The sequence below is a fragment of the Streptomyces sp. CB00455 genome, from assembly GCF_001905445.1.
Taxonomy (GTDB): domain Bacteria; phylum Actinomycetota; class Actinomycetes; order Streptomycetales; family Streptomycetaceae; genus Streptomyces.
This window is the reverse complement of the sequence record NZ_LIVQ01000010.1, coordinates 123,481-147,874: the sequence shown is the minus strand read 5'-3', so window position 1 is coordinate 147,874 and position 24,394 is coordinate 123,481. Positions and strand designations below refer to the sequence as shown.

The window sequence follows — 24,394 nt, the reverse complement described above, 5'->3', positions numbered from 1 at the left end:
GGATGCGGGTCAGGTCGCTGATGACGCCGTTGGCATCGTCCAGGCGCGGGTGGCTGGAGCCCGGCGGTGGGGACGGGGGGTCAGGGCCCGGTGAAGGAGCCGGCGTTCTCGCGGGCCCACTGGCGGAAAGTGCGGGCGGGGCGGCCGAGCAGCGTCGCGGTGGTGTCGGCGAGGGCGGCGGGACGGCCGTCGGCGGCTTCCCACAGGTCGAGCAGCGAGGAGGCCACCGGCGCGGGCATGTGGCGGCCCATCTCGCGCTCCGCCTCGGCGCGGGTGATGTGACGGACCGCGACCTCGCGCCCGAGGACGTCCCCGAGGACGGCGAGCTGTTCGCGGAAGGAGAGCGGCTCGGGGCCGGTCAGGCTGACCGGGCGGCCGGTGAGGGTGTCGCCGGTCAGGGCTGCGACGGCGATGTCGGCGATGTCCTCGGGGTGGATGGGCGCGGTGCAGGCGTCCGGGTAGGCGAGCGGGACGGGCATCGACCGGCCGATGCAGTGGGCCCAGGCCAGGGAGTTGGTGGTGAAGGCGCCCGGGCGCAGGACCGTCCGGGTGAGGCCGGAGCCCGCGAGGGCGCGCTCGACCGCGAGGCTGTGGCTCGCGAGCGGATCGTTCTCGGCGCCGGGGGCGAGGACCGTGGACGAGGAGAGCAGGACGACGTGCTCGACGCCGGCGGTCGCGGCGGCCTCGATCAGGTCGTCGATGCCGGCGGGCTCCGGGTAGAGGAAGACCTGGCGGACGCCGCGCAGCGCGGGGGCGAAGGTCTCGGGCCGGTCCAGGACGAGTCCGGCGCTCTCGACGCCGGAGGGGACGGTCAGTTCGGCGGGCCGGGCGCTTGCCGCGCGGAGGTCGAGGCCGGCGGCGTGCAGGCGGTCGAGGACCGCACGGGCGACCCGGCCGCGGGCGCCGGTGACGAGGATGGTCATGGGGACTCCAGACTATTGTTGGCTGCATATGCATGCTTACATGCATACGTTTTCTCGTCAACACATGTCTTCGCGCAGTCATCTCTGTACGATGGGCGGCATGACGAAGCACGAGCCGCGCACGGCCGACGAGCTGCTGGACGCCGTCGGCCCGGCGTTCGGAAAGCTCCGGCGCTCCTCGCTGCTGGAAGTCGAGCACCCGGTTTCCCAGAAGGACCTGAGCAGGACCCTGGTCCTCAACATCGTCCTGGAGGCCGAGCAGGCTGAGCAGGCCGAGTCGGGCGGGTCGGGCGAGCAGGCCGAGTCGGGCGGGTCGGGCGAGCAGGCCGGGCCGGACGGAGGGCGCGAGGTGACCGTCGGCGCGGTGGCCGAGTACCTGGGCGTCGACCCCTCGGTGGCCAGCCGCATGGTGTCCGACTCCATCTCCGCCGGCTACCTGGTCCGCGCCGCCTCCCAGCGCGACGGCCGCCGTACGGTCCTCCACCTCAGTGCCGGGGGCAGGGAGCTGATGGCCCGCTTCCGCCGCCACCAGCGCGCGGCCTTCGAGCACGTCACCGCCGACTGGAGCGAGCGCGAGCGGCTGGACTTCGCCCGTCTCATGCTCAAGTACGTCGACTCCCAGAACGGTCTGCGTCCCCGCCCCGCCCCGGGCCGGGGCACCGCGCGCTGATGTCCCGGATGGAGTTGCGGCCGCACCAGCGCGAGGCCGTGGACGCGGTGCTCAAGGCTCTGGGGGGAAGGCCGCCCGGACGTGGGCTGCGGACCCAGGTGGTGATGGCCACCGGTTCGGGGAAGTCGCTGGTGGCGGCCCGCAGTGCGCAGGAACTGCGGGCGGGCCGGGTGCTGGTGCTGGTGCCGTCGTTGGACCTGCTGGCCCAGACGGTCGCCGCGTGGCGGGCCGCGGGACGCGCCGGACCGATGCTCGGCGTCTCCTCGCTGCGCGGGGACGAGTCGGGTTTCCCCAGCACCACGGATCCGTACGAGATCGTTCGGTGGACCGCGCACCACGAGCAGGTCGCGGTCTTCTCCACCTACGCGTCGCTGGGGCTCGGGACGCTGGAGCGCGCCCATGCCGCCGGGCTGCCCGCCTGGGACCTGGTCGTGGTCGACGAGGCGCACCGGACGTCCGGGCGGATCGGGAAGCCCTGGGCGGTGGTCCACGACAACGGGCGGATCCCGGCCGCCCGGCGGCTGTACATGACCGCCACGCCGCGGTTGTGGCAGGACGGTGAGGACCAGCCGGAGCGGAGCGGGTCCGGTGGGCAGGTCGCCTCGATGGAGGACGACGAGGACGGGCCGTTCGGGGCGCGGTGCCACACGCTGACGCTGTCGGAGGCGATCGACCGCCGCATCGTCGCGCCCTACCGGGTGATCGCGGTCGACGTCAGCGATCCGGGGCTGCGGGCCACCGAGTTGCTCGGTGTGGAGCAGCGCTCCGACCGGGTGCGCGGCGCCCGGCTGGCGGCGTTGCAGACCGCCCTGCTCAAGGCCGCGGCGAGCTGCGGGTTCGACCGTACGCTGGTCTTCCACCACCAGGTCAAGGAGGCCGAAACCTTCGCCACGGGCCTGCCGGACGTCGCCGTGCAGTTGCACGGCCTCGACCCGGACCTGTATCCGCGGTCGGTGTGGGCGGACTGGGTGTGCGGGGAGCACGGGCCGGGCTACCGGCGCCGCGCGCTGGGTGATTTCGCGGCCGGCGCCGCGGCCGACGGCGCGCCGGTGGACAAGTCCTTCCTGAGTTCCGTCCGCGTCCTCGGCGAGGGGGTGGACACCGCCCGGTGCGATTCGGTGTTCTGGGCGGACCTGCGCGGGTCGATGCCCGACCTGGTCCAGGCCGTGGGCCGGGCGCTGCGGATGCGGCCGGACGAGGGGAAGGTCGCCTCGCTCGTGGTGCCCGTCCTGCTGGGTCCCGGGGAGGGTCCGGACGAGATGCTCACCTCGCGGGGGTACCGCGATCTCGTCCGGCTGCTCGAAGCGCTCCGGGCGCACGACGCGCGGCTGGTGGAGCGGCTCGCGGAGCCCCAGGCCCCGAGCCGCTACACGCCGCTTTCCGCTGCGACACCGCCCGGCGAGTGGCATCCGGACGCCGAGGGCGTCAGCGGCCCGGCGCACGCGCTGCTGACGTTCTCGACGCCCCGTGATCCCGCGCGACTCGCCGCCTTCGTCAGGCTGCGGGTGCTGGAACCGGAGAGGACGCACTGGCTGCGCGGTCTGGACGCGGCGATGCTCTACCGCCGCGAACACGGCGACCTGCGGGTGCCCTTCGCCTACAAGGTGCCGGAGCCGGCCGCGCCGGCCGGTTTCCCCCTCGGCCAGTGGATCGCCGACGCCCGGCGCGCGCACGCGGCCGGACGGCTCTCCCGGGAGCGGACCGGGCAGCTCGACGGGCTCGGCATGGTGTGGTCCGAGCGCGACACCGCCTGGGAGGAGGGACTGGCCGCCGCGCGCGGCTGGGCCGCGGAACACGGGCACCTGCTGGCGCCCGTCGAGGCGGTCTGGCGGGGTCAGCAGGTCGGAGTGTGGCTCAAGAACGCGCGGGCGGCGGCCCGTCGGACGGTGCACAACGAGCAGCGTGAGGCCGAGGGCCTGGAGCCGCTGCCCCTGGTGTGGTCGATGCCGCCGGAGCGGCGCGAGCAGCTGGAGGAGATCGACCCGGCCTGGTGCCCGGCGTGGCCCCTAGCCTGGCAGCGCTGCTTCACGCTCGCCCGCGCGCAGCTGGCGGTGGACGGACGGTTGCCCGTGGCGCCGGGTGAGGCCGTGGTGCAGGGCGAGGACCTGGGCCAGTGGGTCCGTGCGCAGCGCTGGGGATGGGACGCTCTGGCCGCCGGGCAGCGGTGGATGCTGGAGAACTTCCTCGGCCTCGGGCCGGTCACCGCGCGGGAGCGCGAGCAGGCCGGACGGCGGACCAGCCAGGCCGACAAGTGGCGGCTGAACCTGTCGGCCGCCGCCCGGTTCCACGGGCGGGAGGGCCACCTCGACGTGCCCCGCAAGCACGTGGAACCGGTGCCGGTGGATGCGGACGGGCTGCCCGTCGTCGCTGCGGAGGTGGGAGAGGGCGTCCGGGAGGTCAAGCTCGGTGCGTTCCTCTCGAACTGCCGCAGCAGGCGGTCGTCACTGGACGAGCGGCGGGTGGAGCAACTCGATGCGCTCGGCATGAGGTGGGCGGGCGAGCGGCGGGAGACCGGCGGTCCGGTGCTTCCCTGAGCGGGTGGTTTCGCGGCCGGGTGGTTTTCGTGGCCGCGTCCCGTCGCCGGTGGTGGTCCCGTCGCCGGTGGTCGCGCCGGCGCCGTGACCGCGAGCCCGGGGGCCCGGCTCACCACCTTTCCCGGCGGCCGAGGGTGAAGCTCCCGTCCCGGCGGGAGACCTCCACCGCGCCCGGGCCGGCGAAGTGGGCGGGGACCACCAGTTCCCTTTCGTCGGCGGCCCGTTCGAGGATCCTGCGGCGGGTGGCCGCCGCCTGCGCCGCGTCCAGGCAGAAGCAGCTGTTGCAGGTGGGGTCGAGGATCTGCACCGGGCTGTGGAGCAGGTCGCCGACGAAGACCGAGAGTTCGCGGGCGGGGCCGAAGGCCCCCGTCCACTCGACGATCCGGATGACTTCGACGTCCCCCACCCCGGTGCTCTGGGCGCTCTCGTTGTTCATGACCCGACCCTGGGGAGGGCCGGGTGAGCATCTCAATGCCCGTACGGCTCAGCGGAATACTCCGGCGTCTCCTCTCTGCGCCTCAGGCGGACTGCTGGAGGGGGAGGTGGCGGCCGCCGTGGGAGCGGGTCTCCCAGGCGAAGCCGACGATCCCGGCCTGGAGGCGGGACTCCACGCGCAGTTTGGAGAGGATCTGGGCCACATGGGCCTTGGCGGTGCGCTCGGTGATGGCGAGTCGGGCTGCGACGGTGCGGTTCGACGCGCCTCTCGCCAGCAGGTGGAAGACGTCGAGCTCGCGCTCGGACAGCAGGGGCACCCTCGCCATGACCGCGTCCCAGCTGCGGTCGTGGGCCGGCGCCGGCCGGTCGGTGGCGAGGTGGCGGCCGGTGGCGGGGCCGGGGCCCCCGGCGTGCGGGCCCGGGGTCTGTGCGGTGCTCATGCGGGTTTCCCACGACTCCTCGGTTTGCGGCCGCCGGCTGGACGGCCGGGCCGGTCTTGACGGCCGGGCGGCGGGCTGCGCCGCGAGCGCGGCCACCTCTGCGCCGTGGTCCCGGCGGTCGGCCGGAGCACGGTCCGCGGGGGGCACTGCGCCGAAGAGCGGCACCGGACGGCGGGGGGAGCCGGCCGGGCCGGCGGGCCAGGGACCCGGCGGAGCGAAACGCTTCGTGTCCGCGTCCACGAGAACTCCCCCGAATGCGTTGACGGAACAGGGCGGCCGGGACCGGTCGGGACGCACAGCCGAGGGCGGAACGTCCCGGAGGGGCGACCACCTGGGCCGACGCTACGCGGGCCGTCTATACACGGCCGATGCGGATCCATTATTCGGCGCTCGGGGACGTGGGCAGCGGGAAAGGGAGGGAAGTCCGTGGAAGGGGCTTTGCGCCCATCCGCCTTTGCGGCGGTGAAATGAACGGTGGACGCCGGGCGCCGCATCCGTGGACGGCCTACGGGACGCCGGCGAGCCTCAGCAGGGCCGTCGCGGCGGCCGCGGCGAGCACCACCACGAGGAACGGTGCCTTGCGCCAGGCGAGCACTCCGCCGAGCAGCACCCCGACGGGCCGGGCGACCCCGGCGAAGCCGTCCCCCTCGGTGAGCGCGGCGGTGGCCGTGAGCGCGGCGAGCAGGACGACGGCGGAAGCCTCCAGCAGCTTCTCCGCCCGCTCCGGGAAGGTGACCCGGGCGCGCAGGGCGGGCCCGGAGAGGCGCAGCAGGAAGGTCCCGCCGGCGAGGGCCAGCATGGCGACGAGGGTGGGAGCCATCGGGATCGTGGGGTTCAACGTTCCGCTCCTTGCGCGACCTTGGAGGTGAACAGGGGCAGCGCGGCCAGCGCGAGCAGGACGGGCAGCCCGGCCGGCAGGAACGCGGTGGTGGCCAGCGCGAGGGCGGCGCCGGTCAGGGCGGTGCGCCGCAGGAGGCGTTCCTTCATCGCGGGCAGGATCAGCGCGAGGATCACCGCGGGGAACATGGCGTCCAGTCCGAGGGCTCCGGTGTCCTCCACGACGCTGCCCAGCAGCGCGCCCAGTGCGGCGCCGGCCGGCCAGCAGGCAAGGATGCCGAGGCCGCAGGCCCAGTACGCGGCCTTCTTCTGGCGCAGTCCGTCCTGGGCGATGGCGAAGACGACCGTCTCGTCGTTCATCAGATGGGTGCCGAGCAGCCCGCGCCAGCCGCGGCCGAGCACGTCGGGGACCGCCAGACCGAACGGCAGGTGGCGGCCATTGACCAGGAGCCCGGCCGCCAGTGCGGCGAGGGGGCTGCCGCCGGCCGCGATGATGCCGACGAACAGGAACTCGGAGGAGGCGGCCAGGACCAGGGCCCCCATCAGGACCGGGAACCACCAAGGGAAACCGCTGGTGACGGCGACGGCGCCGTACGAGACGCCGATGACGCCGACCGCCAGGCAGACCAGGGCGATGTCGCGTAACCGGCCCTCGTCGAGTGTTCTCCATATCGAACGCATGGAGCTTATAATGAACATCCTCTAGGATGTTCGTCAAGTCGAACGAACGACCATTGGAGCGAACGCCCCGTGCCCGACACCGCCGACACCGCCGGCTCCCCCGCCGCCTCCGACACCGCGACCGGCGTCCCCGCCGACGCCGCGCTCAAGCCCCCGCTGGAGGTGATCGCCGCGTCCCTGCGGGCGGAGCGCCTGCGGACGGGGCTTTCGCTCACCGAGGTGGCCCGCCGGGCCGGCCTCGCCAAGTCCACGCTCTCCCAGCTGGAGTCCGGCGCCGGGAACCCGAGCCTGGAGACCCTGTGGGCGCTGTGCGTGGCCTTGGAGATCCCCTTCTCCCGGCTGCTGGCCGCCCCCAGGCCGCGGGTACAGGTCATCCGGGCGGGAGAGGGGCCGGCCGTCGGCTCCACGCAGAGCGACTACCGCGCCACGCTGCTCTCCGCGTCCCCGCCCGGGGCCCGGCGGGACGTCTACGGCGTCGTCGCCGAGCCGGGTCCCCACCGGGCTTCCGCACCGCACCTGCCGGGCGTCGTGGAGCACGTGGTCATCAGCTCCGGGCGGGCACTGGTGGGCACTGCCGCGGAGCCGGTGGAGCTCCACCCGGGCGACTACATCTGCTACCCGGCCGATGTCCCGCACGTCTTCCAGGCGCTGGAGCCCGGTACCCGCGCGGTGCTCGTCTCCGAGCACCACTGAGCGTTTCAGTGCCCCATCCCCAGGCCGCCGTCCACCGGCAGGACGGCGCCGGTGATGTAGGCGGCGTCCTCGGAGGCGAGGAACCGCACGGCCGCCGCGACCTCCTCGGCCCGGGCGCTGCGTGCGAGGGGCACCCTGCCCAGCATCGCGGCCCGCTGCTTGTCGTTCAGGTCCTTGGTCATGTCGGTCTCGACGAATCCCGGCGCCACCACGTTGCAGGTGACCCCCCGCGACCCGAGTTCGCGGGCCACCGACCGGGCGAAGCCGACCAGGGCCGCTTTGGACGCCGCGTAGTTGGTCTGGCCCGCCGCGCCCAGCAGGCCCACCACCGAGGAGATCAGCACGATGCGGCCGCGGCGGGCCTGCACCATCTCCCCGGCGGCCTGCCGCACCACCCGGAAGACGCCGGTCACATTGGTGTCCAGCACGTCGGTGAAGTCCTTCTCGGCCATCCGCATCAGCAGTCCGTCCCGGGTGATGCCGGCGTTCGCCACCAGCACCTCCACCGGTCCGTGCGCCGCCTCCACCTCCTCGTACGCGCGCTCCACCTGTGCGGCGTCGGTGACGTCGCAGGTGACGGCGAGGCAGCCGAGCCGGGTCGCGGCCTCGGGCGGCCCGCCGGTGCGGCAGGTCAGCGCGACCTTGTCGCCGGCCTCCGCGAAGGCGCGGGCGACGGCGAGGCCGATGCCCCGGTTCCCTCCGGTGACGAGGACCGAACGGCTCATGGTGTTCTCCGTATCCCTTCGTGGACCGGCCGGACCCTGGGGCGGATCCGGACCGCACATCGGCACCGGGCGGGGCGCGGGGCGGCGCCCGGCCGGTCAGGCGATCTTGTGGACCCAGCCGAACGGGTCGGGCCGGACGCCGGTCTGCATGCCCGTCAGCTCCGCGTGGAGCCGCGCGGCGACCGGTCCGGGCCGGCCGCCGCCGATGCTCCACTCGCCGTCCGCGCTCCTGACGAAGCCGACCGGGGTGACCATCGACGATGTCCCGCAGGAGAACACCTCGGTCAGCGCGCCCGACTCGGCGTCGGCGCGCCACTGCTCCACGCTGACGCGCCCCTCTTCGGCCCGGTACCCGAGCTCGGCCGCCAGGGCGAGCACCGAGTCCCGGGTGACGCCCGCGAGCAGGGCGCCCGACAGTTCGGGCGTGACCAGGCGGTCGCCGTAGACGAAGAAGAGGTTGCTGGTTCCCATCTCGTCCACCCAGCGGCGCTCGGCCGAGTCGAGCCACACCACCTGGTCGCAGCCCTTCTCCCGGGCCTGGGCCTGGGCCACGAGCGTGCCGGCGTAGTTGCCGCCGCACTTGGCCTCGCCGGTGCCGCCGGGCGCGGCCCGGGTGTAGTCGGTGGAGAGCCATACCGTCAGCGGCCGGGCGCCGGCCGTGAAGTAGGAGGCCGCGGGCGAGGCGATCACCATGAACCGGAAGGACGAGGAGGGTCCGTAGAAGCCGATCGTGCGCTGCGTGGCGATCATGAACGGGCGCAGGTAGAGGCTGTGTCCCGGCTGGTCAGGGACCCAGGCGCGGTCCGCGGTGACCAGCAGTTCCAGGGCCTCCACGAAGGTCTCCTCGGGGAGCGGCGGCATGGCCATCCGCTCGCAGGAACGGTTGAACCGGGCGGCGTTGGCGTAGGGGCGGAAGGTCGCCACCGTGCCGTCCGGGCGCCGGTACGCCTTCAGGCCCTCGAAGACCTCCTGGCCGTAGTGGAAGACCTGGGCGGAGGGGTCGAGCGTCAGCGGCCCGTACGGGTGCAACCGGGCGTCGTGCCAGCCCTGCTCGCGGTCCCAGTCGATGCTGATCATGTGGTCGGTGAACACCTCGCCGAAGGCGGGCGCCTCCATCAGCGCCGCCCGCTGCGCTGCGGGCAGCGGCTCGGCGGGCTCGGTGGTGAAGGTGGGGGTCATGGTCGCTCCGGGGCGTAGGGATGCCGGTCGCCGGTCATGGGCGGCCGGTCACAGGGGGGTGTTGGCGTGCTTGCGCACCGGCTGCTCGGCCTGCTTGGTCCGGAGCATCCGGAAGGCGCGGATCAGCAGCGGCCGGGTCTCGGCGGGGTCGATCACGTCGTCGACCAGCCCGCGTTCGGCCGCGTAGTAGGGGTGCATCAGCTCCGACCGGTAGTCCTTGACCACCCGGGCCCGCATGGCGTCCGGGTCTTCGGCCTCGGCGATCTGCTTGCGGAAGATGACGTTGGCGGCGCCCTCGGCGCCCATCACCGCGATCTCGTTGGTCGGCCAGGCGTAGGACAGGTCGGTGCCGATCGAGCGGGAGTCCATCACGATGTACGCGCCGCCGTACGCCTTGCGCAGGATGACCTGCACGCGGGGCACGGTGGCCTCGCAGTACGCGTACAGGAGCTTCGCCCCGTGCCGGATCACCCCGCCGTGCTCCTGGTCCACGCCCGGCAGGAAGCCGGGTACGTCCACCAGCGACAGCAGCGGGATGTTGAACGCGTCGCACATCCGCACGAAGCGGGCGGCCTTCTCGCTGGCGCGGATGTCCAGGACGCCGGCGAGGCAGACCGGCTGGTTGGCGACGACGCCGACCACCGCGCCGCCGAGGCGGGCCAGTCCGCACAGGATGTTGGGGGCCCAGTGCTCGTGGACCTCCAGGAAGTCGCCGTCGTCGACGATCTCCTCGATGACCCGGCGCATGTCGTAGGGCAGTCTGCCCTCGGCCGGCACCAGGCCGAGCAGTGCCTCGCCGCGCCGGGTGGCGGGGTCGGTGCACTGTGCGGCGGGCGGCTCCTGCTGGTTGCTGGAGGGCAGCAGGGAGAGCAGGTAGCGGACCTCGGCCAGGCAGGTCCGCTCGTCCTCGTAGACGAAGTGGGCGACGCCCGTCAGCTCGGCGTGCACGTCGGCGCCGCCCAGCCTGTCCTGGGTGACGTCCTCACCGGTGACGGCCTTGACCACGTCCGGGCCGGTGATGAACATCTGGGAGATGCCGCGGACCATGAACACGAAGTCGGTCAGGGCCGGGGAGTAGGCGGCGCCGCCCGCGCACGGGCCGAGGATCACCGAGATCTGCGGGATGACGCCCGAGGCGCGCACGTTGCGCCGGAAGATGCCGCCGTAGCCGGCCAGGGCCGAGACGCCCTCCTGGATCCGGGCGCCGGCGCCGTCGTTGAGGGAGACCAGGGGGGCGCCGGCCGCGATCGCCATGTCCATGATTTTGTGGATCTTCTCGGCGTGCGCCTCGCCGAGCGCGCCCCCGAACATCCGGAAGTCGTGCGCGTACACGAAGACGGTGCGGCCCTCGACCGTGCCCCACCCGGTGACGACGCCGTCCGTGTGCGGCTTGCGGTCCTCGATGCCGAAGCCGACGGCCCGGTGCCTGCGCAGCTGCTCCACCTCGCTGAACGAACCCGGGTCCAGGAGCAGCCCGATGCGTTCGCGGGCGGTCAGCTTGCCCTTGGCGTGCTGGGCCCGGGTGGCGCGCTCGCCGGGGCCGCGGCGGGCCAGTTCCCGGGTGGCATGCAGCTCGGCCACCCGCCCCCTGGCATCGGCGCGTGGCGCCGGCGCGGTGAGTTCCTGCAGTTCGGTCATGTCTCTCGCACTCCTTCCGGAACGGGTGGGCCGGCCGGTACGGGGGCCGGTACGGGGGCCGGTACGGCCACGGCGGTGACGACCACGCCGTGGCCGACCCGCCACCGGCCGGCCAGTTCGGCGGGGAGGTACGGCCCTTGTGGCCGGCCGGGCAGCGCCGGGTCCGGGATCCGCGCACGGAAGGCGCCGGCCGCCGGGTCGATGGAGATCCGGGCCTGCCGGAAGCCGAGGAAACGGCCCGTGGCGGGGAACCAGGCTTTGTAGACGGCCTCCTTGGCGCTGAACAGCAGCCGGTCCCAGCGCACGCCGGGGCGCCGGGCGAGCAGGTCGGTGACGCGGGCACGCTCCTCGGGGAGGGCGATGAACTCCAGGACGTCCTCGGGCAGCGGAAGGTGGGGCTCGGCGTCGATGCCGATCGCGGTGATGTCGCGGGCGCGGGCGACCGCGGCGGCGGTGTAGCCGCGGCAGTGGGTGATGCTGCCGACCACGGCGGGCGGCCAGCGGGGCGCGCCGCGCGGGCCGGCCGGGACCGCTTCGGCGGGGGCGCCGAGCCGTTCCAAGGCCCGGTGGGCGCAGTAGCGGCCGTTGCCGAACTCGCCGCGCCGGGCGGGCGCCGAGCTGCGGAGCGTGGCGCTCTCCGCCCGGTGCGGGACGAAGTGCGGGTGGTCCTGGAAGGACTCCCAGCAGGCCACGGGTTCGGGGAGCAGCCGTGCGATCACGACCGCTCCTCCAGGGGGCCGGGTGCGAGACCCGCCGGGACCGCGGACGGGACCGCGGACGGGATGACGCGGCGGGAGTCCGGGGGCGGGGCGGGCCGGCAGGTCTGGTGGTGGGCGCCCAGGCCCGAGACCTCGGCTTCGACCACGTCGCCGGGGCGCAGGTAGGGCTGGTCTGGGCGGCCGAGGGCGACGCCGCCGGGGGTGCCGGTCAGGATCACGTCACCGGGGTGCAGCACCATGAACCGGCTCAGGTACCAGACCAGGTGGGCGACGCCGAAGACCATGTCCGCGGTGGTCGCGTCCTGCATCGGGCGGCCGTTGACCCGGCAGGTCAGGCGCAGCCGCTGCGGGTCGCCGGCCTCGTCCGGGGTGACCAGGTGGGGGCCCAGCGGGCTGAAGGACTCGAAGGACTTGCCCTTGATCCACTGGCCGCCGCGTTCCAGCAGCCAGCCGCGCTCTGACACGTCGTTGCCGGTCGCGAAGCCCGCGATGTGTGCGGTGGCCGCGGCAGGGTCCGGCAGGTAGCGGGCGCGCCGTCCGATCACGACCGCCAGCTCGACCTCCCAGTCGGTCTTCTCCCCGTCCGGGGGCAGCAGCAGGTCGTCGTACGGGCCGACAAGCGTGGACGGCGCCTTGCTGGAGACGATCGGCTCGTCCGGCAGCGGCAGTCCCGCCTCGGCGGCGTGCGCCCGGTAGTTGAGCCCGATCGACAGCAGGTGGCCGCCGGGGCGCACGGGCGGCCCGATCCGCTCGGCGGCCGGGTCGACCGCCGGCAGCGCGGCGCCCTCCCGTGCCAGCCGGGTGGCCAGCGCGCGCAGGGCGTCCGGGTCCAGGGCCGCGCCCGTCCAGTCGGGCACCCAGGACGACACGTCCCGGACGGTGCCGCCGGGGCCGACGGCGCAGGGCCGTTCCGCGCCCGGGGGGCCGATCCGCAGGAGCCGCATGTCAGCCGGCCGCCGGGGTCTCTTCGAGGTACTTCTCGAAGAAGCGGATCTCCTCGTCGGTCATCCGCCGGGGCCGGCCCGCCGTGTAGTCGAACGGTGCCATGGTGGTCGAGGCGGTGGCGTGGACCGTGTCGCCGTCCTTGACCACGTAGTCGATGGTCACGGTCGCCGACTGGAGGCCGGAGACCCACATCTCGATCTCGACCGGTTCGTGCCGGTGGACGAGCGGGCGGCGGTAGCGGATGGCGTGCTCGACCACGACCGAGCCGTCGCGGAAGAAGGCGTCGCCGTCGGTGGGCGCCATCCGGAAGACGAAGTCGACCCGGGCCTCCTCCAGGTAGCGCAGGTAGGAGACGTTGTTGACGATCCCGTAGACGTCCATGTCGGACCAGCGGATCGGGCAGGGGTAGCTGTGCCGTGCCATCGCGTTCAGCTCCGCTCGGGAGTGCGGTCGGCGGCCGGGCCGAAGGCGCCGGTGTACCGCTGGAAGGCGGCCGCGTAGTCGTCCGCCGCGATCGGCGCCCGCAGCAGCTCGGGCGAGAGGTTGAACCCCTCGGTCAGCACGTCGGCGTACGGGTGGATCTCCGCGCACAGCGCGTCGGCCTCCAGCGGCAGCCGTTCGACCTGTTCGGTCGTCAGCACGCCGCGGGCCAAGTACCAGCCGGCGTCCCGTCGCACCTCGGTCAGGGCGTACAGGGCGGCCAGGAGGCCGAGGGCGGTGCGGGAGGTGTCGGTGCGCGCCGCGCCGGCGGCCCCGGTGAAGCACTCCAGGGCGGTGCGGACCCCGCGCAGCCGGGCCGCCTCCAGGCCCGTGTTGACGGTGTCGTTCCACGCCTCGAAGTACGTGCGGTCCCGGGAGCCGTCCGCCATGACCGCCCGGGCCGAGCCCAGCAGCTGCTCTTCCCGGTGGCGCAGGGCGGCCAGCAGGAAGGCGGTGTCGCGCAGGTCGCGGCCCGCGGGGTCGGGGGCCGGGGCGGGCTCCTCGCCGTCGCCGCTCCGGGCGATGATCTGCCCGGCGGTGGTGGCGAGCAGCACCTGGTTGTCCCCCTCGGCGGTGACCAGGCCCTGGAGCAGGGAGCCGTAGTCGGCGATCCGGTTGACGCTGAAGATGCCCTGGGCGCCGCAGCGCTCCCGGCAGGTGGCGATGACCTCGCTCATCTCCCAGGTGGACAGGGCCTTGGTGATCGAGACCAGGTCGCCCAGCCCGGCGGGCAGGGAGCCGGCCGCCGGCGCCGCCGCGAACTCCCGCTTGGCGTGGTTGAGCAGGAACGTCATCGCGTAGGTCTTCGACAGCGCGGTGTAGAGCGGGAGCTGGTGGCTGCGGTAGCCGATGACGGGCTGGTCGCTCCGGCCGGGGGCGCTGGTGAGCCGCTGCGCGGCGTAGCGCAGGGCGATGTAGACGCTCGCCCGGCCGGCGCCGGTGGCCGCGCTGGAGACGCACAGCCGGCCGGGCAGGATCCGGCTCATCGTGCGCAGGAACCGCTTGCGCCGGTTGCCGGGGGCGGGGTGGAAGGCGCCGTGTTCGTCGAAGCCGCCCATGTCGCCGTGGAGCAGGTTGCGGCGGGGGACGCGTACGTGGTCGAACCAGGTGAGGCCGTTGTCCAGGCCCTGGACCGGCTTCTCGGGGCACGGTACGGCGTGCACGCCCTCGCACAGGCCGTCGCTGTCGGTGATCCGGACCAGGAACGGGTACACGCCGTGGTCCTTGCCGTCCGCCTTCAGCCGGGCCAGGACCACGGCCAGCTTCGGGATGTCGTGGAAGCCGCTGTAGGACATGTGCTTCTGGGCGAGCGCATCCGGCGTGTTGAGGACGAAGGTCTGCGTCGCGGTGTCGTAGACGGCCTCGGTGCGCAGGGCGGCCACGTTGTTGCCGTACCCCAGCTCGGTGGCCATGTAGGGGCTGAAGGAGTCGAGCCGGTCCAGCTCTTCGACGAGGTCCTTCAGGTCTTCACGGTCGCCGTGTTCGAGGACCGTGCCGAAGGCCAGGTTGTAGTGGACCATGAGCAGCGAGAAGGTGGACACGTCCACCAGCGAGGGCCATTCGGCCAGGGCGAACAGCCGCCACGGGTCCGCCATGATCTCCCGCGGGCGCTCCAGCGCACCGTGGACGGCGCGCGAGCGGGCGTAGGCCAGCTTGCCGGCCCCGGTCATGTCCAGTCCCTCGCGGGCGTCGAACACGGGGTCCAGCAGGAGCTCGTGGAGGTCCTGGTGGTTCTGCTCGTACCTGCCGTCGAAGAGCAGCCGGGACAGGTCGGCGGAGGCCGACGGGGTCATCTGGGGGTCCTTTCCAGCGGTGCGGGCCGGGGGGAACGGCCGGACGGGATCGGCGGTCAGGCGGAGGCGATCAGGCGAAGGCGGTCAGGCGGAGGCGATCAGCAGGGCGGCGTTCTGGCCGCCGAAGCCGAAGGAGTTGCTCAGGGCGACCTCCACCGGGCCGCGGCGGGCGGCGCCGTGCACGACGTCGACCTCGACCCTCGGGTCGATCTCGGTGGTGCTCGCGGTGGGCGGGACGATGCCGTGGTGGACGGTGAGTGCGGCGAACGCCGCCTCGATGGAACCGGCGGCGCCCAGCGGGTGCCCGGTGACCCCCTTGGTCGAGCTGACCTGGGCGCCGGGCCCGACGACGCGGCGGATCACCGCGGCCTCGATGACGTCGTTGAGGGGGGTGGAGGTGCCGTGGGCGTTGACGTAGCCGATGTCGCGGCCGCTCAGTCCGGCGTCCGCGAGGGCGGCCCGGACCGCCAGTTCGGCGCCCTTGCCCTCGGGGTGCGGGGAGGTGACGTGGTGGGCGTCGGCGGAGGCGCCGTACCCGATCACCCTGGCCACCGGGCGGACGCCCCGGGCCCGTGCATGGTCCTCGGTTTCCAGGACGACGACCCCGGCGCCCTCGCCGAGCACGAACCCGTCGCGGTGGGCGTCGAAGGGGCGGGAGGCGCTCTGCGGGTCGTCGGTCCGCCGGGACAGGGCCCGCATCCGCGCGAAGGAGGACAGGTAGAGCGGGGTGACCGGTGCCTCGGCGCCGCCCGCGACCACGATGTCGGCCAGGCCGGACCGGAGCAGCTCCCGGCCCAGCCCGATCGCGCTGGCCCCGGCGGCGCAGGCCGTGCAGGGCGCCATGCAGGGGCCGTTCGCGCCGATGTCGATGGCCACCTGGCCCGCGGCCATGTTGAGCAGACCCATCGGCAGGGTCATCGGGGAGACCTCCGAGGGGCCCTCCTCGATCAGCACCCGGTGCTGCTCCTCCAGCGTCGCGGTGCCGCCCGCGCCGGAGCCCAGGACGACCGCCACCCGTGAGCTGTCCGCCCACTCGCCGGCGATGAGGCCGGCCTGCTCCAGTGCCTCGCGCGCGGCGGCGATGGCGAACTGCGCGTAGCGGTCCCACTGCCAGGAACCGCGCAGCCCCAGCCTGCCGGGCTCGAAGTCGGGCACCCGGCAGGCCATGGTGACCGGCAGGCCGGCCAGGTCGGCGTGGTGCGCCGCCGTGGGCTTGCCGTCGATCACCCGGTCCCAGCTCTCCTTCACCCCGATACCGGCGGGCGTGACCAGCCCGATCCCGGTGATGGCCGCGGCGAAAGCGCTCATCAGACCGCGGCGCCCTTCTGCTCGACCAGGGCGACGATGTCCGAGACGGTGGAGAGGTCGGACAGCTCCTCGTCGCTGACCACGATGCCCAGGCGCTTCTTCAGGGCGGTGGCCAGCTCGATCTGCGACAGCGAGTCGAGGCCGAGGTCGTCGAAGGTGGCCTCGGGCAGCACCGTCTCGGGGTCGAGACCGAAGCGGGCGACGAAGACCTCGACGACGGAGTCGTGTACGGAGCTCATGGTGTTTCCTCCTGGAAAAGGTGAAGGGGGACGGGCCGGGGAGCGGGGGGTCATTCGACGGGTTCGGCGTGGATGTCGGGCCAGACCAGCACGGTCGAGCCCCAGGACAGGCCGGCCCCGAAGGCGCAGAGCAGCACGCGCTGGCCCGGCTTGAGGTCGCCGCGGGCGGCGTAGTCGTTCAGGAGCAGGGGCACGGATGCCGAGAGGGTGTTGCCGACCCGGTCGATGTTCACGGCGACCCGCTCCTCGGGGAGTGCGAGTTCCTCGGCGACGGCCCGCACGATGCGGATGTTGGCCTGGTGGCCGACGAACCAGTCGACATCGGCCACCGACCAGTCGGTGCGCTTCAGGACCGCCTGCGCGGACTGCGTCATCCGCTCGACGGCCTGTGTGTACAGGGGGCGGCCGTCCATGCGCAGGTACCAGTCCGCCTCCGGGACCGTGCCGTGTCCGGGGCCGCCGTCGGAGGAGCGCTGCCGCGAGCCGCCGGCCGGGATGGCCAGCAGGTCGGCCAGGGCGCCGTCGCTGCCGAGGTCGAACGGACCCAGCGCGCCGGGCTCGCCCATCTCCCCGCGGCGCAGCACGACGGCGCCCGCCCCGTCGCCGAAGATCGGCGCCGTGGCCCGGTCCCGGGGGTCGACCAGCGTGGTGAACGCCTCCGAACCGATGAACAGCACGGTGTCGGCGGTGCCGGAGCCGATGAGCCCGGCGGCGGTGGCCAGCCCGTAGAGGAAGCCGCTGCACGCCGAGGTCAGGTCGAAGGCGGCGACCGTGCCGAGGCCGAGCCGGAAGGCGACCTCGGGAGCGACGGCCGGGCAGAGCCGGTCGGGGGAGGTGGTCGCCACGACGACCGCGTCGACCCCCTGCGCCCCGGCCGACCGCAGGGCGCGGGCGCCGGCCTCCACGGCGAGGGTTCCGGTCGACAGGCCGTCACTGACGACCCGGCGCTCGCGGATCCCGGTCCGGGTGCGGATCCACTCGTCCGTGGTGTCCAGCGTGCGCGAGAGATCGTCGTTCGTGACGGTCCTGGGCGGGAGGAAACCCCCGATCCCTGTGACCACTGCCGTCATTGACCCACCCTCCTGATGGCCGCCGCCCACGGCTTGATCTGGCGTCCCCACAGACTCGCGGACCGCTCGCGGGCGGGGCAATTGGCCCTTCGTACACCCCAACACCCCTGCACCAAAGGCCAATTGACGCTGCATGGGCGGCGCTGCGAAGGTCCCGCAAATGACCCGGACAGCTTCTGATCTCGCAGGGCTCCTCCCCTCCGGACGGGTGCTCGCCGACCCCGTCCACCTGGCGTCGTACGCGCACGACGAAGCCGCCGGCGCGCCCTTCGCGCTGCCGGCCGCCGTGGTGCGGCCGCAGGACACCTCGGAGGTCGCGGCCGTCGTGGCGTACTGCGCCGGGCGGGGCGTCCCGGTGGTCGCGCGGGGCGCCGGCACCGGCCTGTCCGGGGGAGCCAACGCGGTCGAGGGCTGCGTGGTGGTCGCGTTCGACGCGATGGACCGGATCCTGGAGATCGATCCGGACGAGCGGCTGGCCGTGGTGCAGCCCGGGGTCGTCAACGACGACCTGCGCGCGGCGTGCGCGGCGAAGGGCCTGTGGTATCCGCCCGACCCGGCGAGCTCTCCCTGGTCCACGATCGGCGGGAACGTCGCCACCAACGCGGGTGGCGTGTGCTGCGTGAAGTACGGGGTGACCCGCGACTACGTGCTCGGTCTGGAGGCGGTCACCGGCGGCGGCGAGGTGGTCCGGCTGGGGCGGCGGACCGCCAAGAGCAGCGCGGGCTACGAGCTGGCCGGTCTGCTGGTGGGCTCCGAGGGCACCCTCGGGCTGGTCACCGAGATCACGCTGCGGCTGCGCGGAGAGCGCCCGCGGGAGCACACCGTGGTCGGCTTCTTCGACGACCTGCCCGGCGCGGGCCGGGCCGTCGCGCGCGTGGTGGCCTCGGGGGTGGTCCCCAGCGCCCTGGAACTCGTCGACCGGTACTGTCTGCGCGCGGTCGACGAGTGGAAGCGCATGGGCCTGAGCGACGGGGGGAACGTCCTGCTGCTGGCACGGTGCGACGCGCCCGGGGCGGCCGGCGAGCAGGAGGCGGGCACGGTGCTGGCCTGCTTCGAGGCGGCCGGGGCCGCGTGGTGCGAACGTTCCGGTGACGAGGCCGAGGCGGACGCCCTGTTCGCCGCCCGCCGCCTGGTCTACCCCGCCCTGGAGCGCACGGGCAGGGTGCTCAGCGAGGACGTCTGCGTCCCCCGCACCCTCGTCCCGGAGATGCTCGGCCGCCTGGAGCGCAGCGCGCGGGAGCGGGGGGTGCGCATCGCGAGCCTGGCCCACGCCGGCGACGGCAACCTGCACCCGATGCTGGTCGTGCCGCGCGGCGACGAGCGGGAACTGGCCCGGGGGCGCGAGGTGTTCGAGGGGATCGTCGAGGAGGCGATCGGGCTCGGCGGCACCGTCACCGGGGAGCACGGTGTGGGCCTGCTGAAGATGCGCGGGCTGGCCAGGGAGCTCGGCCCGGCCGCACTGGACCTGCACCGCGGCATCAAGCGCGTGTGGGACCCGGCGGGCATCCTCAACCCGGGCAAGGTCTTCGCGGGGTGAGGGCGCCGCAGCCCTCGCGGCCGGCGGCGGCGCGTGCGGCGGCGCGCCCCGAGGGGGCCGTACGCACGGACGGACGGCTCCCTGGGTCCCGTCTACGCTGACCGGGTGGATGTGGTGAGTGACGCGATCGCGGCCGTGCGGATCGGGCGGCCCTCCTCCGACCGGCTGCGGGCGCAGGGGAGTTGGTGCACACGGATCGCTCCGTACGGGGGCGCCGGCTTCCACGTCGTGCTGGAGGGCGGCTGCTGGCTGCTGCCCGACGGCGGCTCCCCCGTCACGCTGGGCCCCGGCGACGCGGTGCCCTCCCGCACGGCGCGGGGCACGTGATCGCCGACTCCCCCGCCGACGACGCGACCGTCGCACGGGCGGCTGCGCTGGAGCGGCTCACGGGCGGGCCCGGGCTTGCGCCCGCCGCGCGCACCGGGTCCCCCGCGCCCGCCGGGGGACGGCTCCGGCGCGGTGGGCCGGCCTCCGATGGCCTACCTCACCTGGTGGCGCCTGAACCTCGCCGCCACCCTCCTGCGGGACACCGCCGACCCGCTGGCGGCCGTCGCCCGCCGGGTCGGCTACGGCACGCCGTACGCCCTGTTGCACGCCTTCAGCCGCGAGTTCGGGACCACCCCGGGGCGCTACCGGGCCGGGGCGGTCACGGGGGCGGTCACGGGGGCGGTGGCCGGGACGTCCGGCGCCGACGCGGCGCGGCGCTGACCGCGGCGCCGCCCGACCAGCCGCCCGACAGCCCGCCCGCGCGCCCGCCCGCCCGCCCGCAGCGACTAGGGGTGAACCCGACAGTCTCGGACCGCTTCCCATGGAAGTCCTACGGAAATGCCACAGGGCTGCCACGGCGGGTGTCGGCCAGTGGCGAAATCGAATTGAAAGCGGGGGGACACCGGGGGTGGGCAAGCTGGGCACACACGACACGACTGTCAGCGGGGGAACCATGGAATTCTGCTTGCTCGGTCCCGTCGAAGCCAGACGCGAGGGCCGGCCCGTCGGGCTCTCCGGGGCGAAGATGCGAACGCTGCTGGCGGCGTTGTTGCTGGCCAGAGGGAGGGTGGTGCCCGATTCCCGGCTGAGCTGGCTGTTGTGGGGGATGTGCCCGCCCGTGACGATGAGCGCGCAGATCTACACGTACGTCTCCCGGCTGCGCAAGCTGCTGGAGCCCGAGGTCACCATCGTCCGGCGGGCGCCGGGCTACGCGATCGAGGCGGAGGGCAGCCGGATCGACATCGTCGAGTTCGAGCGGCTGGAGCGGCTGGGGCGCACCGCGCTGCAGGAGCGCCGGTACGACGAGGCGGGCACGCTGCTGGGCAAGGCACTGGACCTGTGGCGCGGCCCCGCGCTGGGCCACACCACGGAGTTCCTCGTCGAGCACGAGGAGCCGCAGTGGGAGGAGGGGCGGGCGGCCGCCCTGGAGAACCGGATGGAGGCCGACCTCGCCCTCGGCCGGCACCAGCAGGTCACCGCGGAACTCACCCGGCTGGTCGGCGAGTTCCCGCTGCGCGAGCGGATGCGGGCACAGCTGATGACCGCGCTGTGCCGCTCGGGACGCCAGGCGGACGCGCTGCGCTCCTTCCACGAGGGGCGCGGGGCGCTCGCCGACGAGCTCGGGGTGGAGCCGGGGAGCGAACTGACCGACGCCTACCAGGCGGTACTGGACGGATCGCTGGCCACGGCCCCCGCGCGGCCCGCCACCGGCATGGTCGTGTTCGCGTCGGGGCCGGCGCCCGCGATGCTGCCCGCGGAGCCCGGCCCGTTCGTCGGGCGGGAGCGGGAGCTGGAGGCGGTACGGCGGCTGCTGGCCCCTTCGGAGCACGTCCGCCGCGGGCTGATCACCGGGATGGCCGGTGTGGGCAAGACGGCGCTCGCGCTGCGCGCGGCGCGCGGCTGCGCGCAGGACTTCCCCGACGGGCAGCTGTACGCGGACCTGTCGGACGGCGAGGGCCGCGCCAAGGACACCCGGGCCGTGCTGGTGCGGCTGCTGCGGGCCCTGGGCCACGAGGCGGCCGGCTCGGCGGCCTGCGACCTCGACGACCTGGTGCGCCTGTACCGGGCGCGTACCGACGGCGCGAAGCTGCTGGTGGTGCTGGACAACGTGGCGGACGGCGCGCAGCTGTCCGCGCTGCTGCCGGCGGGCGCGGAGGCGGCGGTGCTGGTCGTCGGCCACACCCACCTGTCCGTGGCGACGGGCCCGCACACCGTGGCCGTCGAGCCGATGGGCGAGGACGACAGCCTGGGCCTGCTGGCGGCGGCCGCCGGCGCCGACCGGGTGGCGGCCGACCTGGCGGCCGCCCGGAGGATCGCCGAGCACTGCGACGGGCTGCCGCTCGCCCTGCGGATCGCGGGCGCCCGGCTCGTCTCGCGGCCCCGCTGGTCGGTGGGTCTGCTGGCCGGCCGGCTGGAGGACCCGGGCAACCGGCTGCGCGAACTGCGCTTCGGGGACCTGGACCTGGCCCGGTCGCTGCGGGCGTGGCTGCGCCGGACCGGCGTCGACCCGGACGTCCTGCGCCGTTTCACGGCGCTGGGCGGGCGGTCCTTCTGCGCCGCGACCGCGGCCACGCTGCTGGGGCTGTCCCACGCGACCACCGAGGACCTGCTGGAACAGCTGGCGGACGCCTCACTGATCGAGCCGGCCGACCCGGCCGGCGGCGTTCTCCAGTACCGCTTCCACCGGCTCGTACTGCTCTACGCCCGATCGCTGCCCGTACGGATGGCCGCCGGTGCCGCACTGCCGGCGGCGAGCTGATCCGTATCCCCTCACCACCCACGAGAGACAGAGGAATATGAGCAACGACGCAGTCGTGCTGACGTCGGTGACCAAGACCTACGGAGCCGGCGACCACGCGGTCACGGCACTGGGCGGGGTCTCACTGACCCTGCCCGCCGGTACATTCACCGCGATCATGGGCCCCTCGGGATCCGGGAAGTCGACGCTCCTGCAGTGCGCGGCGGGACTCGACCGGCCCGACTCGGGTTCCGTCGTGCTCGGCGGCACGGAGCTGACCGGTCTGTCCGAGACGGCCCTGACCCTGCTCCGCCGCGACCGGATCGGTTTCGTCTTCCAGCAGTTCAACCTGCTTCCGATGCTGACCGCGGAGCAGAACGTCATGCTGCCGCTGCGCCTCGCAGGCCGCAAGCCCGCCCGCGAGGCGGTGCGGGAGGCGCTCGGCCGGGTCGGGCTCGCGGACCGGGCGCACCACCGGCCCTCGGAGATGTCCGGCGGCCAGCAGCAGCGGGTGGCGCTCGCCCGCGCCCTGATCACGCGGCCCGACGTGCTGTTCGGCGACGAGCCGACCGGCGCCCTGGACTCCTCGACGGGGCGTGAGGTCCTTGGCCTGCTGCGCTCCCTGGTGGACCGGGCGGGGCAGACCGTGGTGATGGTGACGCACGATCCGGTGGCAGCGTCCTTCGCGGACCGGGTGGTCTTCCTCGCCGACGGCCGGCTCAGCGGTGAGCTGGTGCGGCCGACGGCCCAGGAGATCGCCGAACGCATGACCATGCTCGAGGAGATCCCGTGCTGAGTGTCGTCCTGGCTTCGGTCCGGTCGCGGTGGGCGCACTTCGTCGGCGTCTTCCTGGCGGTGGCGCTGGGTGTGGGGCTGACGACTTCGATGGGGCTCGCCCTCGCGGCGACCCTGGACGCCCCGCAGGAGCTGAGGGACCGCGACGCCGAGGCCGTGTTCACGGTCAACGCCATGCTCGGTACGGCGGCGGCGGTGACCACCTTCACCTCGGTGTTCGTCGTGGCGTCCGCGTTCGCCTTCGCGGTGGCCCAGAGGCAGCGCGAGTTCGGGCTCCTGCGCACGGCGGGGGCGACGCCCCGGCAGCTGCGGACCGCCGTGGTGGCCGAGGCGGCGGTGGTGGCCCTGCCCGCCGCCACCGCGGGCTGCCTGATCGGCAGCGCGGGGGGTCCCGCGCTGGTGGAGTGGCTGGCCGGGGAGGGGCTCGCGCCGTCCTGGCTGACGGTGGGCGGCCAGGTCTGGCCGTACGCGGTGGCCTTCGGCACCGGGCTGGTGGTCGCCCTGGCGGGCGCGCTGGCCGCGTCGGGCCGGGCCGCTCGGACCAGCGCGGTCGAGGTGTTGCGCGAGGCGGCGGTCGACAAGCGGGTCATGACCCTCGGGCGCTGGCTGTTCGGCGGGCTGCTGCTCGCGGTGGGGCTGCTGCTGCTCGTCCAGAAGGTCGTCTCCGATCCGACGGAGCTGCTCAAGCGCAAGACGTACACCACCCAGCCGATGCTGCTGATCGGCGCGTTCGCGCTGCTGACCCCGCTGGCCGCGGGACCGTTGGTGCGGCTGGTCGCCTGGCCGCTGGCGCGGACGCGGGGGGCGGTGGGGATGCTGGTGCGCGAGAGCGCGGCCGCGGGTGTGCGGCGTACGTCGGCGATCGCCGCTCCGGTGCTGGTGAGCGTCGCGCTCGCCGGGTCGCTGCTCGGTTCGACGGACACGGTCGGCGAGGGCAAGGCGCAGGAGGTGCGCAGCCGGACGGTCGCCGACTTCGTGGTGACCTCGGACCAGGGGCTCTCGGACGCGGCGGTACGCGCCGCGGCCGTGCCCGGGACGCGGTCGGCCGTCTCGGCGCCCACCACCGTCGAGTACCTCTACGAGGGGCTGGTCCGGACGCCGGAACCGGCGCGGGTGGTGGATCCGGCGGTGTTCGCGGAGCTGTCGCGGCTGCCGCTGGTGGACGGTTCGGTGAAGGACCTGGACGACGGGTCGATCGTCGTCAACGACGAGTGGCCCGTGACGGCCGTGGGGCAGCCGGTCGACGTCTGGCGGGCGGACGGCACCCAGGTCACGCTGAAGGTCGCCGCGGTGCTGCGCACGGGGACCGGCAGCAACGGGGCGTACGTCACCGCCGCCAACGGAGCGGGGGCCCGGCCCGACCGGGTCGAGGTCCGGCTGGAGCCGGGCGCCGACCGGGCCGCGGTCGCGGCGGCGCTGGGTTCGGCCGTCGGGGCCGAGGGGGCGCGGGTGGCCACCGCCGAGGAGTGGATCGCCGCGTCGCAGCCGGAGACCAAGCGGGAGAACCGGCTGGCGGTGTTCGTGGTGCTGGGGCTCGCGCTGCTGTACTCGATGATCGCGCTGGCGGGGACGATGGTCGCGGCGACCTCCGACCGGGGCCGGGACCTGTCGGTGCTGCGGCTGACCGGTGCCACGGGCGGTCAGGTGCTGCGGCTGGTCGCGGTCGAGGCTGCGGCGGTCGTGGTGGCCGGGGCGCTGCTGGGTGTCCTGGCGTCGGCCGTCAACGTGCTCGGCACGTGGTCGGCGCTGTCGGTGCTGATCGGTTCCGCCGCTCCGCTGTCGCTGCCGTGGGCGGCGATGGGGGCGGTGGCGGGGGCCTGCGCCGTGGTCGCGGTGCCGGCGGCGGTGCTCTCGGCGGCGGTGGTGCTGCGCGGGCGCCCGGCCAAGGCCGGGGCGGCGTGACGGCTCCGGCCCGGGGGGACGGCCGCCCGGCGCCGCACTGACGGCGGGGCCCGGCCGTAGGCCCGCCCCTACGCCCGTACGTACGCCCGCCCGGCACCGGACCACCGGCGCCGGGCGGGCGTACGC

21 protein-coding genes and 2 pseudogenes are annotated in these 24,394 nt (G+C 74.3%); 8 read left to right on the top strand and 15 right to left on the bottom strand.

Going from position 1 to position 24,394, the window contains the following annotated elements; all coding sequences use genetic code 11:
• Nucleotides 1-80: 80 nt before the first annotated feature.
• Complete coding sequence (locus tag AMK16_RS30425) at nucleotides 81-923, bottom strand: NAD(P)H-binding protein (protein ID WP_073920546.1); 843 nt, start codon at nucleotides 921-923, stop codon at nucleotides 81-83.
• Nucleotides 924-1,023: 100 nt separating this feature from the next.
• On the opposite strand from AMK16_RS30425, the gene AMK16_RS30420 reads away from it, so the two are divergent.
• Nucleotides 1,024-1,593, top strand: a complete 570-nt coding sequence (locus tag AMK16_RS30420; protein ID WP_079191848.1) for a MarR family transcriptional regulator — start codon at nucleotides 1,024-1,026, stop codon at nucleotides 1,591-1,593.
• Nucleotides 1,593-4,127: a DEAD/DEAH box helicase gene (locus tag AMK16_RS30415; RefSeq protein ID WP_073920544.1), complete on the top strand. Its 2,535-nt coding sequence runs from the start codon at nucleotides 1,593-1,595 to the stop codon at nucleotides 4,125-4,127. The genes AMK16_RS30420 and AMK16_RS30415 overlap by 1 nt, the downstream gene beginning before the upstream one ends.
• A 109-nt stretch (nucleotides 4,128-4,236) precedes the next feature.
• Here the strand turns inward: AMK16_RS30415 and AMK16_RS30410 are convergent.
• The 4 genes and pseudogenes from AMK16_RS30410 to AMK16_RS30395 all read right to left on the bottom strand — a co-directional run.
• Nucleotides 4,237-4,473: pseudogene (locus AMK16_RS30410) on the bottom strand (MBL fold metallo-hydrolase); the annotation flags it as partial.
• 172 nt (nucleotides 4,474-4,645) lie between these two features.
• Nucleotides 4,646-5,002 (bottom strand): response regulator transcription factor, encoded by a 357-nt coding sequence (locus AMK16_RS36020; protein ID WP_079191847.1) that lies wholly within the window; start codon nucleotides 5,000-5,002, stop codon nucleotides 4,646-4,648.
• Between the two features lie 505 nt (nucleotides 5,003-5,507).
• Nucleotides 5,508-5,822 (bottom strand): AzlD domain-containing protein, encoded by a 315-nt coding sequence (locus tag AMK16_RS30400; RefSeq protein WP_073920615.1) that lies wholly within the window; start codon nucleotides 5,820-5,822, stop codon nucleotides 5,508-5,510.
• Between the two features lie 14 nt (nucleotides 5,823-5,836).
• The gene (locus AMK16_RS30395) at nucleotides 5,837-6,520 is read right to left on the bottom strand and encodes an AzlC family ABC transporter permease (protein WP_073920543.1); all 684 of its coding nucleotides are present in this window, start codon (nucleotides 6,518-6,520) and stop codon (nucleotides 5,837-5,839) included.
• A 156-nt stretch (nucleotides 6,521-6,676) separates the two neighbouring features.
• On the opposite strand from AMK16_RS30395, the gene AMK16_RS30390 reads away from it, so the two are divergent.
• The gene (locus AMK16_RS30390) at nucleotides 6,677-7,213 is read left to right on the top strand and encodes a helix-turn-helix domain-containing protein (RefSeq protein WP_073920614.1); all 537 of its coding nucleotides are present in this window, start codon (nucleotides 6,677-6,679) and stop codon (nucleotides 7,211-7,213) included.
• A gap of 5 nt (nucleotides 7,214-7,218) precedes the next feature.
• Here AMK16_RS30390 and fabG read toward each other — a convergent pair whose 3' ends face one another.
• From fabG to AMK16_RS30340, 10 genes are all read right to left on the bottom strand, one after another.
• Nucleotides 7,219-7,938: a 3-oxoacyl-[acyl-carrier-protein] reductase gene (gene fabG / locus AMK16_RS30385; RefSeq protein WP_073920542.1), complete on the bottom strand. Its 720-nt coding sequence runs from the start codon at nucleotides 7,936-7,938 to the stop codon at nucleotides 7,219-7,221.
• Nucleotides 7,939-8,034: 96 nt separating this feature from the next.
• Entirely contained in the window at nucleotides 8,035-9,117 is a 1,083-nt protein-coding gene (locus AMK16_RS30380; RefSeq protein ID WP_073920541.1) for a branched-chain amino acid aminotransferase, read from the bottom strand.
• A 48-nt stretch (nucleotides 9,118-9,165) separates the two neighbouring features.
• Nucleotides 9,166-10,755: an acyl-CoA carboxylase subunit beta gene (locus tag AMK16_RS30375; protein WP_073920540.1), complete on the bottom strand. Its 1,590-nt coding sequence runs from the start codon at nucleotides 10,753-10,755 to the stop codon at nucleotides 9,166-9,168.
• Nucleotides 10,752-11,474: a 4'-phosphopantetheinyl transferase family protein gene (locus AMK16_RS30370; protein ID WP_073920539.1), complete on the bottom strand. Its 723-nt coding sequence runs from the start codon at nucleotides 11,472-11,474 to the stop codon at nucleotides 10,752-10,754. Before AMK16_RS30370 ends, AMK16_RS30375 begins: the two co-directional genes overlap by 4 nt.
• Entirely contained in the window at nucleotides 11,471-12,418 is a 948-nt protein-coding gene (locus AMK16_RS30365; protein WP_073920538.1) for a fumarylacetoacetate hydrolase family protein, read from the bottom strand. The genes AMK16_RS30370 and AMK16_RS30365 overlap by 4 nt, the downstream gene beginning before the upstream one ends.
• Nucleotide 12,419: 1 nt before the next feature.
• The gene (locus AMK16_RS30360) at nucleotides 12,420-12,842 is read right to left on the bottom strand and encodes an acyl-CoA thioesterase (RefSeq protein WP_073920537.1); all 423 of its coding nucleotides are present in this window, start codon (nucleotides 12,840-12,842) and stop codon (nucleotides 12,420-12,422) included.
• Nucleotides 12,843-12,847: 5 nt separating this feature from the next.
• Nucleotides 12,848-14,692 carry an acyl-CoA dehydrogenase family protein gene (locus tag AMK16_RS30355; protein ID WP_073920536.1) on the bottom strand — a complete coding sequence of 615 codons (1,845 nt, stop codon included), beginning with the start codon at nucleotides 14,690-14,692 and terminating at the stop codon, nucleotides 12,848-12,850.
• 84 nt (nucleotides 14,693-14,776) lie between these two features.
• Entirely contained in the window at nucleotides 14,777-16,000 is a 1,224-nt protein-coding gene (locus AMK16_RS30350) for a beta-ketoacyl-[acyl-carrier-protein] synthase family protein (RefSeq protein ID WP_073920535.1), read from the bottom strand.
• Nucleotides 16,000-16,239 (bottom strand): acyl carrier protein, encoded by a 240-nt coding sequence (locus AMK16_RS30345; RefSeq protein WP_073920534.1) that lies wholly within the window; start codon nucleotides 16,237-16,239, stop codon nucleotides 16,000-16,002. Before AMK16_RS30345 ends, AMK16_RS30350 begins: the two co-directional genes overlap by 1 nt.
• A gap of 50 nt (nucleotides 16,240-16,289) precedes the next feature.
• Nucleotides 16,290-17,309, bottom strand: coding sequence for a beta-ketoacyl-ACP synthase III (locus AMK16_RS30340; protein WP_073920533.1), 1,020 nt, complete (start codon nucleotides 17,307-17,309; stop codon nucleotides 16,290-16,292).
• Between the two features lie 160 nt (nucleotides 17,310-17,469).
• Here AMK16_RS30340 and AMK16_RS30335 point away from each other — a divergent pair, with 160 nt between their 5' ends.
• The 5 genes and pseudogenes from AMK16_RS30335 (at nucleotide 17,470) to AMK16_RS30310 (ending at nucleotide 24,268) form a co-directional block, all read left to right on the top strand.
• Entirely contained in the window at nucleotides 17,470-18,846 is a 1,377-nt protein-coding gene (locus tag AMK16_RS30335) for an FAD-binding oxidoreductase (protein ID WP_073920532.1), read from the top strand.
• 105 nt (nucleotides 18,847-18,951) lie between these two features.
• A pseudogene (locus tag AMK16_RS38640) lies at nucleotides 18,952-19,554 on the top strand (AraC family transcriptional regulator).
• Nucleotides 19,555-19,786: 232 nt separating this feature from the next.
• Entirely contained in the window at nucleotides 19,787-21,592 is a 1,806-nt protein-coding gene (locus tag AMK16_RS30320; protein WP_073920531.1) for an AfsR/SARP family transcriptional regulator, read from the top strand.
• Nucleotides 21,593-21,629: 37 nt separating this feature from the next.
• Nucleotides 21,630-22,367: an ABC transporter ATP-binding protein gene (locus tag AMK16_RS30315; RefSeq protein ID WP_073920530.1), complete on the top strand. Its 738-nt coding sequence runs from the start codon at nucleotides 21,630-21,632 to the stop codon at nucleotides 22,365-22,367.
• Nucleotides 22,361-24,268 (top strand): FtsX-like permease family protein, encoded by a 1,908-nt coding sequence (locus AMK16_RS30310; protein ID WP_073920529.1) that lies wholly within the window; start codon nucleotides 22,361-22,363, stop codon nucleotides 24,266-24,268. The genes AMK16_RS30315 and AMK16_RS30310 overlap by 7 nt, the downstream gene beginning before the upstream one ends.
• Nucleotides 24,269-24,394: the final 126 nt, after the last annotated feature.

Coding starts and splice junctions, on each gene's coding strand:
- AMK16_RS30365 (WP_073920538.1), bottom strand. CDS start 12,418: ATGCGGCTCCTGCGGATCGGCCCCCCGGGCGCGGAACGGCCCTGCGCC.
- AMK16_RS30420 (WP_079191848.1), top strand. CDS start 1,024: ATGACGAAGCACGAGCCGCGCACGGCCGACGAGCTGCTGGACGCCGTC.
- AMK16_RS30340 (WP_073920533.1), bottom strand. CDS start 17,309: ATGACGGCAGTGGTCACAGGGATCGGGGGTTTCCTCCCGCCCAGGACC.
- AMK16_RS36020 (WP_079191847.1), bottom strand. CDS start 5,002: ATGAGCACCGCACAGACCCCGGGCCCGCACGCCGGGGGCCCCGGCCCC.
- AMK16_RS30360 (WP_073920537.1), bottom strand. CDS start 12,842: ATGGCACGGCACAGCTACCCCTGCCCGATCCGCTGGTCCGACATGGAC.
- AMK16_RS30415 (WP_073920544.1), top strand. CDS start 1,593: ATGTCCCGGATGGAGTTGCGGCCGCACCAGCGCGAGGCCGTGGACGCG.
- AMK16_RS30350 (WP_073920535.1), bottom strand. CDS start 16,000: ATGAGCGCTTTCGCCGCGGCCATCACCGGGATCGGGCTGGTCACGCCC.
- AMK16_RS30315 (WP_073920530.1), top strand. CDS start 21,630: ATGAGCAACGACGCAGTCGTGCTGACGTCGGTGACCAAGACCTACGGA.
- AMK16_RS30320 (WP_073920531.1), top strand. CDS start 19,787: ATGGAATTCTGCTTGCTCGGTCCCGTCGAAGCCAGACGCGAGGGCCGG.
- AMK16_RS30355 (WP_073920536.1), bottom strand. CDS start 14,692: ATGACCCCGTCGGCCTCCGCCGACCTGTCCCGGCTGCTCTTCGACGGC.
- AMK16_RS30345 (WP_073920534.1), bottom strand. CDS start 16,239: ATGAGCTCCGTACACGACTCCGTCGTCGAGGTCTTCGTCGCCCGCTTC.
- AMK16_RS30375 (WP_073920540.1), bottom strand. CDS start 10,755: ATGACCGAACTGCAGGAACTCACCGCGCCGGCGCCACGCGCCGATGCC.
- AMK16_RS30400 (WP_073920615.1), bottom strand. CDS start 5,822: ATGGCTCCCACCCTCGTCGCCATGCTGGCCCTCGCCGGCGGGACCTTC.
- AMK16_RS30335 (WP_073920532.1), top strand. CDS start 17,470: ATGACCCGGACAGCTTCTGATCTCGCAGGGCTCCTCCCCTCCGGACGG.
- fabG (WP_073920542.1), bottom strand. CDS start 7,938: ATGAGCCGTTCGGTCCTCGTCACCGGAGGGAACCGGGGCATCGGCCTC.
- AMK16_RS30395 (WP_073920543.1), bottom strand. CDS start 6,520: ATGCGTTCGATATGGAGAACACTCGACGAGGGCCGGTTACGCGACATC.
- AMK16_RS30425 (WP_073920546.1), bottom strand. CDS start 923: ATGACCATCCTCGTCACCGGCGCCCGCGGCCGGGTCGCCCGTGCGGTC.
- AMK16_RS30380 (WP_073920541.1), bottom strand. CDS start 9,117: ATGACCCCCACCTTCACCACCGAGCCCGCCGAGCCGCTGCCCGCAGCG.